This is a genomic window from Desulfobotulus sapovorans DSM 2055 (genome assembly GCF_059569355.1).
This window is the reverse complement of sequence record NZ_JCANVJ010000001.1, coordinates 562,412-576,147: the sequence shown is the minus strand read 5'-3', so window position 1 is coordinate 576,147 and position 13,736 is coordinate 562,412. Positions and strand designations below refer to the sequence as shown.

Genomic DNA, 13,736 nt, shown 5'->3' with positions numbered 1-13,736 from the left:
CCTTTCCCAACGCGTCAGCCACCACCCCGTAAACCCTGTCTAGTCAAGATCCAGCAGGCCATATACCCCGAGACTGCCAAACAGCAGGTTGGGCATCCAGGCGGCGAATACCGGGGGCAGAATACCACCGTAGCCCAGAGACATGCTGAAGCTGTAACATATCCAGTAGAGGAAGGCGATACCCAGCCCGTATCCCAGACCGATGGCCATGTTTTTTTTCATGGAAGGCCGCAGGGCCACGGCCATGGCCAGTGCAGCCAGCACAAAGGCGGCAAAGGGGAAGGCAATTTTACCAAAAAAATCTACCCGGTAGGGTGTGCTGTCATAGCCCTCCCTCTGGATCTTCCGGATGTAATGCCAGAGGGCACGGATACCCATCTCATGGGCGGCGTCACGGGTACGCTCAAAATCCGAGGTATCCAGATCTACCTTCAGCATCCACAAGGGATAAAAACGGCTGGAAAACGCCCCTGTTGCCCCATCATAATCCTGCACCAAAGCCCCTTCCAGCATCCAGCCGCCGGGAACAAAGGATGCTTTTTCGGCAAGAACACGACGTCTGGGAACAAAGCCCTTCTCCCCAAGCTCAAGAATACGGATACCGTATACCGCCTCATTGTCCACATCGACTTCGCGGATATGAATAAAAAGGGCATCCTGACGAATTCGGATATTTTCCCTCTGACTGGTGCGCACAGCGCTGGGATTCAGCTCCCCATAGCGGATACGGTTCACCTCCCTCACGGAAAAGGGCGCAATGATTTCGACAAAAAGCAGACCAAGCGCACAGACAAACACCGCACTCAACATGACGGAACGCAGCAAAATACCCGGCCCGATCCCTCCCCCCTTGATGGCCACAAGCTCATTGGAACGGTTCACCATCCCGAGGGCTGTCAGAATACTGAGCAACAGGCAAAGCGGCAGCAGCTGGGCCATCTCCTTGGGAAGCCTCAGAACCACATACATCAGTGCCCTCTGAAAGGGCAGCCCTGCCGCAAAAAATTTATCCGCATTGCTCAGGTAGTCCACCACAACAAAAATAACGACAATCAGGAGCAGAATAATGAAAAAATACCGGAGAATCTCCCCGCTCATATAACGATCCAGGCGGGTCATTGTACGCGTCTCCTTCGCCCGTAATCCGGAAAAATACGGGGCATCAGGGGTTTTTCCCCGGCCCTCCTCATCAGCAGCCAGCATGCCAGAACACCGACGACCCCATTGGGTGTCCACATGGCAAGCCCTGGTGGAAGCACTCCGCTTTCCCCAAAGGACCAGCCCATGGTGAGCAGCATGTAATAAATGAGAAAATATAAGAGGCCGCTGCCCAGTCCTGAGGCGCGACGTCTTTCAAGGGGCCGGATGCCAAGAGGAAAAGCCAGAAGCCCCAGAACAAGGCAAGCGGTGGGCAGGGAAAATTTCTCATGAAACTTCATTACAGCGGCATTATACGCTTTTGTTTTCTCAGGAAGTTGGCGAATATACTCCCGCAGTTCATGAAAAGACATTTCTTCCTTGTCCTTTCCCTTCCGCATCAGGGCGTGTTCCTTTTCACGGGCAAGATCCAGACTGAGATCATAGTCCTCAAAAGAAATGGCATGTACTTCCGAATCCCGGGCACTTCCCCGCAGAATCATCCCCTCGGAAAGATGGAGGTGGGCAAGGCCTGCCGCCACATCCATGCGCAGTGTCCCTTCGGGAGCCAGCACCGTTCCCATCCCTTCCGGCCTGTGATCCTCAATGAAAATATCCTTTATTTTTCCCGTATTCCGGTCAATTTCCCCCACATAAAGGGTCACGTCCGCAAACATTTCGTTGAAAACCATGGGCTTCAGAGCCATACTGCCATGCTGCATGGCAAGCTCCGTAATCAGTCGCCTTGATTCCTGTTTTCCCCAGGGCAGCCCATAAAAGGTCATTCCCATCGTGAGACAGGCACCGAGACCACAGAAAATAAAAACCGGTGGCAGAAGACGCAGGATACTGTACCCCCCTGCCGTGAGGGCGAGAAGTTCCCGGTCTCCGGAAAGTCGGAGAAAGGTCACCAGCACGGTCACCATCACGGCCATGGGAACGGTAAACTGAAGAAAAAAGGGAGCGGCACAGATCAGAAGCCTCCCTACGGAAGCCAGCCCTACCCGATAATTCACCACCAGATCCGCTATCTCCAGCAACTGACTGACAAGAAACATGAAGGTAAAAAAAAGAATATTGAGAACAAAGGGAAAAAGCATCTGCAAAAAAAGATATCTGTCAATTCTGTGCATAGGCCCCTGTCCTTTCCAGATGCGCATTGCGTCCTGAAACCATCTCTGTTTCCGGGTGGTTTTTCCTTAGCGGATTTCCTGTCCGTATACAAGAAAAGACTCTCCTCTTCTCCCCCGCCATCCCCGCAAAAAAACAGCGTTCAAAACATAGAATTGACAAACGTATAAAATACGTGTTGTATAGAGAGAAACAAGGTACCCATAAACCAGCGGAGATTCTGACCATGCCCGCCATTTCCTCCTCCCTTTCCCGTAAAGAACGGGAATTCATCCAGCGTCGCGAATCCATCCTGAATACCGCCCTGCATCTTTTTGCCGAAAAGGGCTTTCACAAGGTCTCCATGAGCGAGATCGCCAGGGATTCCGAATTTTCCGTAGGCTCACTCTACAATTTTTTCCCCAACAAGGAAGCCCTTTACAAGGCCATGATCCTTGAAAAAACAGGAGAACTCTGTCGCCACCTGGACAGGGTGCTGCATTCTGACTGCGATGAAGTCAGTAAAATCTGTCAGTGGGTGGCAAGAAAAGTGGATCTTTACAGGGAAAACATCGGCATTTTCCGACTTTTCTTCTCGGAAACCATGGGAATCAATGCCATCGCCCGCACACGGATATCCAGTCTTCTCAAGGAAAAACAAAAAAAACTCCGCGTGGATCTTTCCTCCCTTTTTGCCACAGCCATGCAGAAAAAACTGCTCCCCCCCATGGGAGATCCCATGGTACTGGCAACGGCCCTCGACGGTATCTGCAATGCCCTGCTCAATGCCGAAGAAGAAAAGGATTTCAAAGATCCCATCACCGCAGACACCATCCTCAACATCTTCTTCGCCCAGGTTTCCCTGCCACAGGACAGATTCCAGAATAAAAGAACATCCGCCTCCGTCAGCAGAAAAAAAATTCTTCCATCCCCTTCCATCAGCCCTTAATCCTTTACCTGTGGCCTGTTTCAAGGTTAAATTCATGGGCGATGGAAATCCGGCTGTCCAAGATCAAATGCCGGGCAGGATGTTTCCCCCAGCCTCTGGAGAACCATGACCCTACAGGAACACTATCCCTTTATCCGACCTGCCATTTTCGCCTTTGTCCCTAAATACAGCCCATCCGAAACCAGAAACAGCCTGCCCCCTGTACTGGGAACCGGTTTCTTTGTCCGGGAAGATGGTCTGGCCATGACCAATGCCCATGTCATAGCAGCTTTCCGGGATGTATTTCGTCCTGAGGGGACAGAGGAGAAGGACTGGGCTGTCCAGGGACTCTTTTTTGTGCCCGAAGGGGAAAAAATCATAAGCATACGCATTGATGTCCTGGCCGTTATCCAGCCAGGAACTTTTCTGCTGGGCTCTTCCTCGCCACTGTCCGCAGCACCGGACATCGGTCTTGTGCAGATGGATGTCTCTGCCGCCCCCTTTCTTCCCCTTGCGGAGGAAGATACGGTGAAGGAAGGTATGGATGTTGCCACATCAGGCTTTCCTTCGGGACGTAGAGCCCTGGAGAGTCCTGGAGGTATACAGTTCGGGCCAACCCTGCAAAGGGGAATCGTCAGCGCCATCCTCCCCTTTCCCATGTCGAGACCCCGTGCCTTTGCCATCAACATCATGACCCATGGAGGCGCCAGTGGTTCTCCCGTCTTTGACCCTGAAAACGGAAAAACTCTGGGCCTGCTCTTTTCCAGCCTTCAGGATGTGGGAATCCTCGACCATGGCGCAGATACCTATGCCATGCCCACAAGCATCACCTACGCCCTTCCCCATCACTATCTGAAAAAGGTACTGAAAATGGCCCCGCAGCATACCGCCACAGGGCCATCCTTTACAGAGCATATCGCAAGACATCGGGGCTGAAAAACCGGATGTCCTGTTTCAATTTGCCAGCGTCCCGCCTGCCCTGCGTATCCACAGAGCACCGCTCAGGCCAAAAAGCAGGCTTCCCGCAAGAAGCCCCATGGCCACACTGCCCGTAAGCCCCAGCACAAGATAGGAGACAGCCGAAATAAAGGCTGCCGCCATGGCATAGGGCAACTGGGTCATTACGTGATCCATGTGGTGACAGGCGGCACCTGTGGAACTGAGAATGGTGGTATCGGAAATGGGAGAGCAATGATCTCCCAGAACGGCTCCGGCCAGTACTGCGGCCAGTATGGGCAGAAGAAGCTCAGGAGCAACCTTTGCCGCAATGTCACCGGCTATGGGAAGCATAATGCCGAAGGTGCCCCAGCTGGTTCCTGTGGCAAAGGCCATGATGCCGGAAATAAGAAACACCAGCACGGGAATCAGGGCAATGGGGACGTTGCCATCCATGAGACCTGCCAGAAAAATCCCTGTTTTCATGGCCTTGATGATGACAATAATTGTCCAGGCAAAAAGCAGGATACAAATGGCCGGCAGCATGGCCCGCGTCCCCCCCAGAAGGGCTTCTCCATATACTCTGGCAGGATGCCCCGCTACCAGCATACGCCCAAAGGTGAGGGCAAGACCGGCAAGTCCGCCATAAACAAGGGACTTGGCCACATCCGTATTTTCAAAGGCCCCGAGAAGGGTAAAGGGAGCATCCCCAAGTGCTTCGGCCCCCGTCCAGATCATGGCCGCCGTGGTGGCTACAATGAGCAGGACAATGGGCTGAATCAGATCCTGAACCGAACCCCGGCCATGATCCTCCTCAGTCTCAAGACCTCCTCCAATGGGAGGACGATCCGGGTTGTAAAGTTCCCCCTTAGCCGCCCTCACCTCGTGCGTCCGCATGGGGCCGAAATCAAGACCTGTCCAGGAAATGAAAAAAACCAGCATCAGAGAAAAAATGGCATAGTAATTCATGGGAATCATGGACATGAACGTTCCCAGAGGCGTGTGGGGAACCACAAAGGCATGGGCTGTGAGCACACCGCCGATAAGGGCGATGATGTAGGCCCCCCAGCTGGAGACGGGAGAAATGACACAGACAGGAGCTGCCGTGGAATCCAGCAGATAGGCGAGCTTGGCCCGGGATACCCCATGCCGATCCGTTACAGGTCTGGAAATGGAGCCTACGGCGAGGCTGTTAAAATAATCATCAATAAAAATGAAAATACCCAGAAATGCCGTGAGCATACGGGCTCCACGGGGGGATCCCACCCTTGCCATGGCCCAGTCTCCAAAAGCCCGGCTACCACCGGAAAGGGCGATGCAGCGTGTCATGATTCCCAGAAGAATCAGGAAAAAAATGATAAACACATTCCAGGTGTTCAGTGCCCCCTCATCCCAGATCAGGGAAAAAACAACTCCCCACAGATAACCCAGGGTCTCCGCCGGAGAAAAATTACAGAGCATGAAAGCCCCCACCACAATGCCAAGCCCCAGGGAAATCAGAACCCTGCGGGTCAGAACGGCCAGCAGAATAGCAATGCCAGGCGGCAGGAGCGACCAGGCCGAAGTATCATAACTAAGAAGTTCCATAAAGAAATCCTGAACCGCCCGGAGCGGCTGCGTTTTTCCATTCTATTAAGGTATGGATGTTGATTGAAATCACGATGGGTGTACAACAGGATATGGCTATGCCCTGCTACGCCACCTTCACTTTACGCTCCAGCCGAGCCAGAAGTCTTGAAATCACAAAGGTCAGCAGGAGATAAATCAGGGCCGCCCCCACCAGAAACTGTACATAATCGTAATAGCGGGCTCCCATCACCCTGGCCGAATACATGAGCTCGCCCGCACCGATGACGGAAACAAGGGAAGAGTCTTTAAGAAGGATAATAATTTCATTCCCAAGGGGGGGAATGATCCTCCGGAAAGCCTGGGGTAGAATGATATGGCGCATGGCCTGTCCATGGGTCATCCCCAGGGAGCGGGCAGCTTCCATCTGTCCCCTGGCAATCCCTTCAATGCCGGAACGGACGATTTCGGCCACATAGGCTCCGGAATTGAGTCCCAGGGCTATCACCCCGGCAACAAGAGGATCCGGTGTCATGCTGTTGCCCGTAAGTGCCATATAGATCTGGGGAACACCAAAATATACAAAAAAAATCTGCAACAGCATGGGCGTGCCCCGCAGAACATAGACATAAATCCCGCTGATGCCCCGGACAATACCATTTCTGGAAACCCTGCCAATACCGGCAAGGCAGCCCAGCACAAAACCCAGCAGAACGGCTCCCAGAGTAAGCTGAACCGTTACAAGCGCCCCCTTGACCAGAAACATACGATGCTGCCAGAGCAGCGCGAAATCCAGCTCCATCCTCTGTTTACACCCCTCTTATGACTTGAACACAACCTTCTGAAGAGACCGGAACCCGTCAGAAAACCCTGCCGGTTCAGAAAAAAAACTCCCCGATTTCCGGCAGGGCCGCATTTCTCCCAAAAAAATCAGACGCCCCACTTCTTACGAAGCTCTTCCACTTTTCCCGAAGCCAGAATCTTTCCAAAGGCTACGTTCAGAGCAGCCAGAAATTCAGGACAGTCCTTGCGTACAACCGCAGCCACTTCTTCGTAGTTCAGGGGTTCGTCCAGCTGGGCAAAACCAAATTTTGTCACATAATTTTCCGCAATAGCCACATCAAGAACCGCACCCTGGGCGGCCTTGTTCCGCAGCATCATGACAGCAGTACTGGCATCATCCACAATGCGGGCCGTAGCCCCCTCAATGGCCTGGGCTGCATCGGCGCTGGTGGAACCAATCTGGGCTGACACCACCTTGCCTTTGAGATCTGCCACCGTGCGGATACCGGAATCCGGGTTCACAATAACCACCTGACCGCTCTTGTAATAGGGAATGGTAAAGTCCACACTCTGTTTGCGCTCTTCCGTGACGGAAAAACTGGACATCCCCAGATGCACCTGGCCACTGCGCACAGCAATCAGGATAGAATCAAACCCCATACCCTGAAAACGGACATCAAGACCCATTTCTGTGGCAACCGCCCGGATCAGATCAACGTCAAAGCCAACGATATTCCCCTTGTCATCAATGCTTTCAAAGGGAGGATAATCCGGGCTTGTGCCCACAGTAAAAAATCCGGCCTCCTGAATCTGCTGCCAGGCCCGACAATCCGCCATGGCCGCACTTGTCCATGCCAGAACCACCCATACGGCCATCACCACCATTTTTTTTGTCATGTCATCTCCTTTTTGTGCAGGGGAAGCAAAGACGGCCTCCCATCCTCTTGAATCCTTACGTTTTTTCCATTTGCCTTTTTTATCCATAAAAGGCCTTAACTAAGCGCAGCACAGGGACTTGTCAAGCCACTTTCGATGCATATACCAAAGTATCGGGGAAAAGGTCTAACCTTTTTAAAAGCCTCCAGCCCTGTAGGCGTCAGGTGTATCCGAATGTTTTATTTTTCACTCCCCTCCAAATTGATTCTTGATTTTTTTCTCCCTGCCCGTACACTTCTAGCCTGAAATGTCCGTCCCCGGCCCAGGGGACTCCCGCCCCGTTTTCCTTCTCACACCCATGGAGGTTCCATGCAGACTCAATCCCAGAATGTTCTTTACACCAGCGGTTACCAGGGTACGGAAAGTGAATTTGGCCGTATTGCAGCAAGTTACGGTATCCAGGAAGTCCATTTTTCCTGGACAGGCCGGGAAATTGAACGCAGTCATGCCATACAGATCCTCAATGCGGAAACCCTGGCCAAAGGCGATGTCAGCATGGAAATTGTGTCCAAACGCATGGGCAGAAGCTATTCCAAGGTGGATACCATCCGCAAGGTCATGCAGCTGCTTTTCCACACCATCAACAATGGGCATCAGGTCTTTGCCGTAGGCTGGATACAGGAGGATGGCACAGTCAAGGGCGGCACGGGCTGGGGTGTAGAGCTGGCCAAATTCTTCAACCGCCCTCTTTCCGTCTATGACCAGAAAACCATGTCCTGGTACACCTGGAAACAGATGAAATGGGAACAGGACACCCCCGTCATCAGCCATGCCACCTTTGCCGCCACAGGTACCCGTAACCTTACGGAAGAAGGCAGAACCGCCATCGCGGATCTCTTTGCCCGCTCCTTTAAAAATACCTGAACCCCCGGAGTTCAAAACTCTCCCTGCCATTCTGCCCTCCCCTTTTTGAATGGGGGAGGGATAAATCCGTGAGGCAATCATGTTCCAGACCCTTGAAGCACTGATGCACAGTGTTAAAACCCATCCTGATTTTCCCCGGGCCGGTATGCTTCTCTGCCACAATGGTGTTGTGCGGGAAAGCAGCCGCAATGGCCGCAGGGTGCGGGGGCTGCGGATTTCCGTAAATCATGACCGCCTCTCGGAAATCCTCCTCAGAACAAGGCAGATGCCCGGCATCGTGGATATTCAGGTCTCTATCCAGGAAGAAAAGGATCTTTGCATTGGTGAGGATGTGATGTTCCTTGTGGTGGCCGGAGATATCCGGGAGCATGTGATCGCTGCCCTTTCCAGAGCCCTTGACGCCATCAAATCCGAAGCTACACAAAAAACGGAATTTTTTGAGGACAGCCCATGAACAGACTGACCCATCTGGACGGGGAAGGACGGGTGCGTATGGTGGATGTCTCCGCCAAAGAGACAAGTCAGCGCCGTGCCCTGGCCACAGGCCGGATACACATGACACCCGATACCCTGATGCAGATCCTTCAGGGGCAGGGCAAAAAGGGCAATGCCCTGGAAACCGCCCGTATTGCCGGAATCATGGCCGCCAAACGCACAGCCGACCTGATTCCCCTGTGTCATCCCCTCATGCTCACATCGGTACAGGTGGATTTTACACCCGACATGGTCGGCAACAGCATCCACATCACAGCGGAAGTACGAACCTCGGGCAAGACCGGGGTAGAAATGGAAGCCCTGACCGCCGTAACCGTGGCGGCCCTCACCCTTTATGACATGGCAAAAGCACTGGACAAAACCATGGAAATTTCTGAAATCCGGCTGATGGAAAAGGAAGGCGGCAAGTCCGGGGGCTTTGTCCGGGAATCCATTTGAACGATCCGCTTACGGACGGATGTGGCCGCCCTGTCAGTTATATGCGCGTTTCGGTGACAGACCACTGCAATTTTTCCTGCTGCTACTGCACACCAGCGAGACCGGAACCCAAACTCTGCCATGATGATATTCTCCGCTTTGAGGAGATCCTTGTTCTTGTCCGCACAGGGATTTCCCTTGGCATAAAAAAAATACGCATTACCGGTGGAGAACCCCTGATGCGGAGGGGACTTTTCCCCTTTCTCGATCAACTGGGGCACCTCCCCGGGCTGGAACGTCTGGCCCTTACCACCAACGGCCTGTTGCTACAGAAGGCTCTCCCCTTTCTTAAAAAAGCCGGAGTGCAGCAGCTCAACATCAGTCTCGACACACTCAATCCGGAAAAATTTCATAAAATCACAGGGGTAAACGCTTTTCACACCGTATGGCATGCCATAGAGACCGCCCTGGATATGGGGGGCTTTACCATCAAACTCAATGCCGTTGCCCTTCGGGGAAACAATGAAGAAGATCTTCTGCCTCTGGCCCGTCTCGCTGAAAGCTGGCCCGTCAGTGTCCGTTTTATTGAAGAAATGCCCATTGGACACGGGCGTAAAAACGGCACCCCCCCTCTGCTCATGCCGGAAATCCGTGAGCGACTGGCTTCCCTCGGCCCCCTCATCCCCCTCAATGGTGAAGAGATGGACGGCCCGGCCCAGCGTTTCTCCTTTCCTGGAGCAAATGGCGAGCTGGGCTTCATTCCTGCCCTGAGCCGCCATTTCTGCAAAACCTGCAACCGGTTGCGCCTCACAGCTCATGGCAGGCTGAGACCCTGTCTTCTTTCGGATGACAGCACGGACATCAAAACGGCTCTGCGTAACGGTGCGGATAGGGAAGAACTCCGGGAAATCTTCAGACTCAGTTTAAAATGCAAGGGAGCGGAACATACCTTCGATCCGGGAAGCGAGGGACAGGTGGATACGGCCATGGCCCGCATCGGCGGATGAAAAGGCTGACGCCCTTTCCCCATCTTCAGCGGGAACGCCCCACACCGATACGGGGGCACATTACGGCCACGGGACAGCGACTGCACCAGGGGGACAGAGGACGGCACAGTACCTGCCCGAAAGCAACCAGCATTTCATTGTAAGAGGCCCAGTACTCCAGGGGCAAGGTGGCTCTCAGAACCATTTCAGTCTGTTCCGGGGTCTGGGTACGGACATACCCCAGACGGTTGGAAATACGATGCACGTGGGTATCCACACAAATGGCGGGGATACCATAGCCTTCCACCAGAACCAGGTTGGCGGTTTTTCGGCCAACGCCGGGAAGTTCCAGAAGGGCGTCCAGAGAATCAGGGACTCTTCCCTGATATTTTTCCAGAAGCAGGATACAGATCTCCACAAGACGCCGGGCCTTGGTCGGATAAAATCCAACGGGAAAAATCAGCTCCCGTATGGCATCTTCCCCAAGAAGCAGCATGGCTTCCGGCGTATCTGCCCTGGCCAGAAGCCTTCGGGCCGCGACTTCCGTGACTTCATCCTTGGTTCTCAAGGATAACAGTGTGGCCACCAGCACCCCGAAGGGGGTCGCTCCCGTTGCCGCCATAAGCGTAATGACAGGCGCATTCCATTTCGGGTAGGCCTCTTTCAGGATCTTTATGAACCGATGAATACAGAATGCAGACATTGCGGGCACCTCATCCAGAATATAAAAAATAACACCCAGACCCCAGAAAAGAACGTCATGAACCTCCCCGCCCTTTCCGGTATCCGGATTTTTTACGGCCTTCTCAGCCTGGTTTCCTTTGCCTTCACCCTTTTTGGTGTACATGTGCTGCGCATGGCCTATTACCTGGAAGAACCGGGCTATTTCATCCTTTTTTTCTTTGCCGCCAATTTTATCATTCTTTTCAGTCTGACCTTTGCTCTGATCTTTATTTTCCGCATGCGGGGGCAAAATTCCCCAAGTGACACCGATAAAGAAGAATAAATTCAAAACCCATCTGTTCCGGATCCATCTATTCCGGTCAATACAAAAACGAATGCCCCCGTTGCTTCAACTGTCCTTCCCATGCTCCAGTGCAGGAATGACGGGGGGAATTACGTTTGGTCTCAGCTCTCAGGTGAGGAGAGTTATCAGAATACAAAAAGCCGCAAGACAAGGGAGTTCCCTTTCCTGCGGCTTCTGATGTTTGATAGCTGGCGCGCCCGGAGGGATTCGAACCCCCGGCCTGCGGATTCGAAGTCCGATGCTCTATCCAGCTGAGCTACGGGCGCAGCAAATTTTTTTATGGGGTGAGTAGAGGGGCTCGAACCCTCGGCCCCAAGGACCACAACCTTGTGCTCTGCCAACTGAGCTATACCCACCATAAAAACGAGACTGCTTTTATCAACACGCTCCTCAAAATGCAAGTTTTTTTTTCGTATGCAACAAAAAAAAGAAAAGGACTGAAAGGAAATGTTGACCCCGAAGGCCTTATGCACTAATTCTTAGCGGATCATCACGGCAAAGGAAGGCTTCCTGCGCCAACAAAACATCTGAAAACAGGAGTTCCGGCTTATATACGGAATTTCCGGGAGTCATGGCTATCTTGAAAGAAATTATTCTGGGTACAGCCGGTCACATTGACCATGGTAAGACAAGCCTGGTACGTGCCCTCACGGGAACGGATACGGACAGGCTTAAAGAAGAAAAAAAGCGTGGAATCACCATAGAGCTGGGATTTGCCGCCCTGGATCTTCCCGATGGAAAAAGACTGGGCGTGGTGGATGTTCCCGGCCATGAAAAATTTGTCAAGAATATGGTGGCGGGGGCTACGGGAATTGATATTGTCGCCATGGTGATCGCCGCAGATGAGGGCATCATGCCCCAGACCCGTGAACATCTTGAAATCTGCTCCCTCCTTGGCATCCGCCACGGTCTGGTGGTACTCACCAAAAAAGACATGGTGGATGCCGAATGGCTGGAAATGGTCACGGAAGATGTCCGGGATTTTCTTTCTGAGAGCTTTCTGTCCGAAGCCCCCATCATCCCCGTATCTTCTCATACCGGTGAAGGCATGGAAGCCCTGGTTTCCGCCATTTCCGACATGACGGCCAAGATTCCAGACATTCGGAATACAACGGTTTTCCGGCTTCCTGTGGATCGGGTTTTCACCATGAAAGGTTTTGGAACGGTCATTACCGGTACGCTGGTTTCCGGCTCCGTCAATACCGGAGATACCGTCATGGTCTACCCTTCCCTGACCCAGTCCCGGGTTCGGGGTCTCCAGGTTCACAACCAGAGCGTACAGACAGCGGTATGCGGTCAGAGAACAGCCATGAACTTTCAGGGACTGGATCTCTCGGAGGTACAGAGGGGAGATGTCATTGCCCCGCCGGATGCCCTGAAAACAACCTTTATGGTGGATACGGATTTTCACTACCTTGCCAGCAATGACAAGCCCCTGAAAAACCGTACCCGCGTACGTTTTCACACAGGTACCAGTGAAATTACCGCCCTGGCCATCCTTCTGGACAGGGACAGTATGACTCCCGGGGAAAAGGCCCCCGTACAGTTCCGTTTCGATACCCCCATGGTCTGTGTCCGGGATGACCGTTACGTGGTGCGCTCCTATTCTCCTGTGCGTACCATTGGTGGCGGTGCCATTCTCAATCCCGTACCCCAGAAGCATAAACGGTTTCAGGAAAAAATTATCGCAGGCATCACCCATCTCAGTGAAGCAGGGAGCGAAGAGGCCGCAGCCTTCCACCTGCTCCAGGCTGGCCCTGCGGGTGCCAGCATGGCCGATCTCAGGCTGGTCACAAATCTTTCGGAAAAACAGCTTGCCGTTATTGTGCAGAAACTTCTTTCCAGCAAAACCCTCCTGGTAACGGACAAGGAAGCCAGATCCTACATCCACTGGGATGTTTTTGCCCAGCTGTGCAGCTTTGCCACAGACTACCTTTCAGACTACCACAGAAGCAATCCCCTGAAGGAAGGTCTCTCCAAGGAAGAGCTGAAAAGCAAGTTTCCCGCCTATATCCAGGGACGTCTCCTGAATCAGGTGCTGAACCAGCTTGTCAAAGACGGTGAAATGGTGCAAGAAGGGGATCTTGTACGTCTCAGCACCCATAAGGTGGCCCTTCAGGTGGATCAGGAAGCCCTGCGCAGGCAGATTCTTGATGTCTACGAAAATGCAGGTATTACGCCTCCCTATTTCCGGGAGATTATCCGGAATCTGGATCGGGGACAGGCCCTGGCGGCTCCGGATGTCATGCAGCTTCTGATCCGGGAAAAAGAAATGGTACGGGTCAAGGAAGATCTCTTTTTCCACCGCCCTGCCCTGGATGCCCTCCAGAAAACCATCACGGATTTTCTTTTGCAAAACGAAGAAATGAACCCGACACAGTTCAAGGAAATCTGCGGCGGTATTGCCCGTAAATACGTGATACCGCTTATGGAATATTTTGACGGTATCCAGCTGACCATACGCATCGGCGATACCCGTAAACTCCGAAAACGGGATATTCGGGAAACCTGACCCGTCTGCCCCGAAACCACCATCCATAAGGACTTGCCC

14 protein-coding genes and 2 tRNA genes are annotated in these 13,736 nt (G+C 53.0%); 8 read left to right on the top strand and 8 right to left on the bottom strand.

Annotation, left to right across the window (positions count from 1 at the left end):
• Positions 1–39: 39 nt before the first annotated feature.
• Together lptG and lptF are read right to left on the bottom strand one after the other, a co-directional pair.
• Entirely contained in the window at positions 40–1,119 is a 1,080-nt protein-coding gene (gene lptG / locus BR04_RS02435) for an LPS export ABC transporter permease LptG (protein ID WP_496354386.1), read from the bottom strand.
• Positions 1,116–2,270, bottom strand: a complete 1,155-nt coding sequence (gene lptF, locus BR04_RS02430) for an LPS export ABC transporter permease LptF (RefSeq protein ID WP_496354385.1) — start codon at positions 2,268–2,270, stop codon at positions 1,116–1,118. The genes lptG and lptF overlap by 4 nt, the downstream gene beginning before the upstream one ends.
• A 224-nt stretch (positions 2,271–2,494) precedes the next feature.
• On the opposite strand from lptF, the gene BR04_RS02425 reads away from it, so the two are divergent.
• Positions 2,495–3,196: a TetR/AcrR family transcriptional regulator gene (locus BR04_RS02425; protein WP_496354384.1), complete on the top strand. Its 702-nt coding sequence runs from the start codon at positions 2,495–2,497 to the stop codon at positions 3,194–3,196.
• 105 nt (positions 3,197–3,301) lie between these two features.
• Positions 3,302–4,111, top strand: a complete 810-nt coding sequence (locus tag BR04_RS02420; RefSeq protein ID WP_496354383.1) for a S1 family peptidase — start codon at positions 3,302–3,304, stop codon at positions 4,109–4,111.
• A gap of 18 nt (positions 4,112–4,129) precedes the next feature.
• On the opposite strand, the gene BR04_RS02415 is transcribed toward BR04_RS02420, so the two are convergent.
• From BR04_RS02415 to BR04_RS02405, 3 genes are all read right to left on the bottom strand, one after another.
• Positions 4,130–5,698, bottom strand: a complete 1,569-nt coding sequence (locus tag BR04_RS02415; protein WP_496354382.1) for a Na+/H+ antiporter NhaC family protein — start codon at positions 5,696–5,698, stop codon at positions 4,130–4,132.
• 106 nt (positions 5,699–5,804) lie between these two features.
• Positions 5,805–6,479 (bottom strand): amino acid ABC transporter permease, encoded by a 675-nt coding sequence (locus tag BR04_RS02410; RefSeq protein ID WP_496354381.1) that lies wholly within the window; start codon positions 6,477–6,479, stop codon positions 5,805–5,807.
• 128 nt (positions 6,480–6,607) lie between these two features.
• A complete protein-coding gene (locus tag BR04_RS02405) occupies positions 6,608–7,357 on the bottom strand; it encodes a basic amino acid ABC transporter substrate-binding protein (RefSeq protein WP_496354380.1) in 750 nt (249 codons plus the stop codon).
• A 348-nt stretch (positions 7,358–7,705) separates the two neighbouring features.
• Between BR04_RS02405 and BR04_RS02400 the strand changes: the two genes are divergently transcribed.
• The 4 genes from BR04_RS02400 to moaA all read left to right on the top strand — a co-directional run bounded on the left by BR04_RS02400 (position 7,706) and on the right by moaA (position 10,179).
• A complete protein-coding gene (locus BR04_RS02400) occupies positions 7,706–8,260 on the top strand; it encodes a hypothetical protein (protein ID WP_496354379.1) in 555 nt (184 codons plus the stop codon).
• A 79-nt stretch (positions 8,261–8,339) separates the two neighbouring features.
• Positions 8,340–8,714 (top strand): molybdenum cofactor biosynthesis protein MoaE, encoded by a 375-nt coding sequence (locus tag BR04_RS02395; RefSeq protein ID WP_496354378.1) that lies wholly within the window; start codon positions 8,340–8,342, stop codon positions 8,712–8,714.
• Entirely contained in the window at positions 8,711–9,193 is a 483-nt protein-coding gene (gene moaC / locus BR04_RS02390) for a cyclic pyranopterin monophosphate synthase MoaC (protein WP_496354377.1), read from the top strand. Before BR04_RS02395 ends, moaC begins: the two co-directional genes overlap by 4 nt.
• The gene (gene moaA, locus BR04_RS02385) at positions 9,190–10,179 is read left to right on the top strand and encodes a GTP 3',8-cyclase MoaA (RefSeq protein ID WP_496354376.1); all 990 of its coding nucleotides are present in this window, start codon (positions 9,190–9,192) and stop codon (positions 10,177–10,179) included. The genes moaC and moaA overlap by 4 nt, the downstream gene beginning before the upstream one ends.
• A gap of 25 nt (positions 10,180–10,204) precedes the next feature.
• On the opposite strand, the gene BR04_RS02380 is transcribed toward moaA, so the two are convergent.
• Positions 10,205–10,861: an endonuclease III domain-containing protein gene (locus BR04_RS02380; RefSeq protein WP_496354375.1), complete on the bottom strand. Its 657-nt coding sequence runs from the start codon at positions 10,859–10,861 to the stop codon at positions 10,205–10,207.
• A 57-nt stretch (positions 10,862–10,918) separates the two neighbouring features.
• On the opposite strand from BR04_RS02380, the gene BR04_RS02375 reads away from it, so the two are divergent.
• Positions 10,919–11,164, top strand: coding sequence for a hypothetical protein (locus BR04_RS02375; protein ID WP_496354374.1), 246 nt, complete (start codon positions 10,919–10,921; stop codon positions 11,162–11,164).
• Between the two features lie 210 nt (positions 11,165–11,374).
• Here the strand turns inward: BR04_RS02375 and BR04_RS02370 are convergent.
• A tRNA-Arg gene (locus tag BR04_RS02370) sits at positions 11,375–11,451 on the bottom strand.
• Positions 11,452–11,465: 14 nt separating this feature from the next.
• A tRNA-His gene (locus BR04_RS02365) sits at positions 11,466–11,541 on the bottom strand.
• Positions 11,542–11,756: 215 nt separating this feature from the next.
• On the opposite strand from BR04_RS02365, the gene selB reads away from it, so the two are divergent.
• The gene (selB, locus tag BR04_RS02360) at positions 11,757–13,697 is read left to right on the top strand and encodes a selenocysteine-specific translation elongation factor (RefSeq protein WP_496354373.1); all 1,941 of its coding nucleotides are present in this window, start codon (positions 11,757–11,759) and stop codon (positions 13,695–13,697) included.
• Positions 13,698–13,736 lie beyond the last annotated feature (39 nt).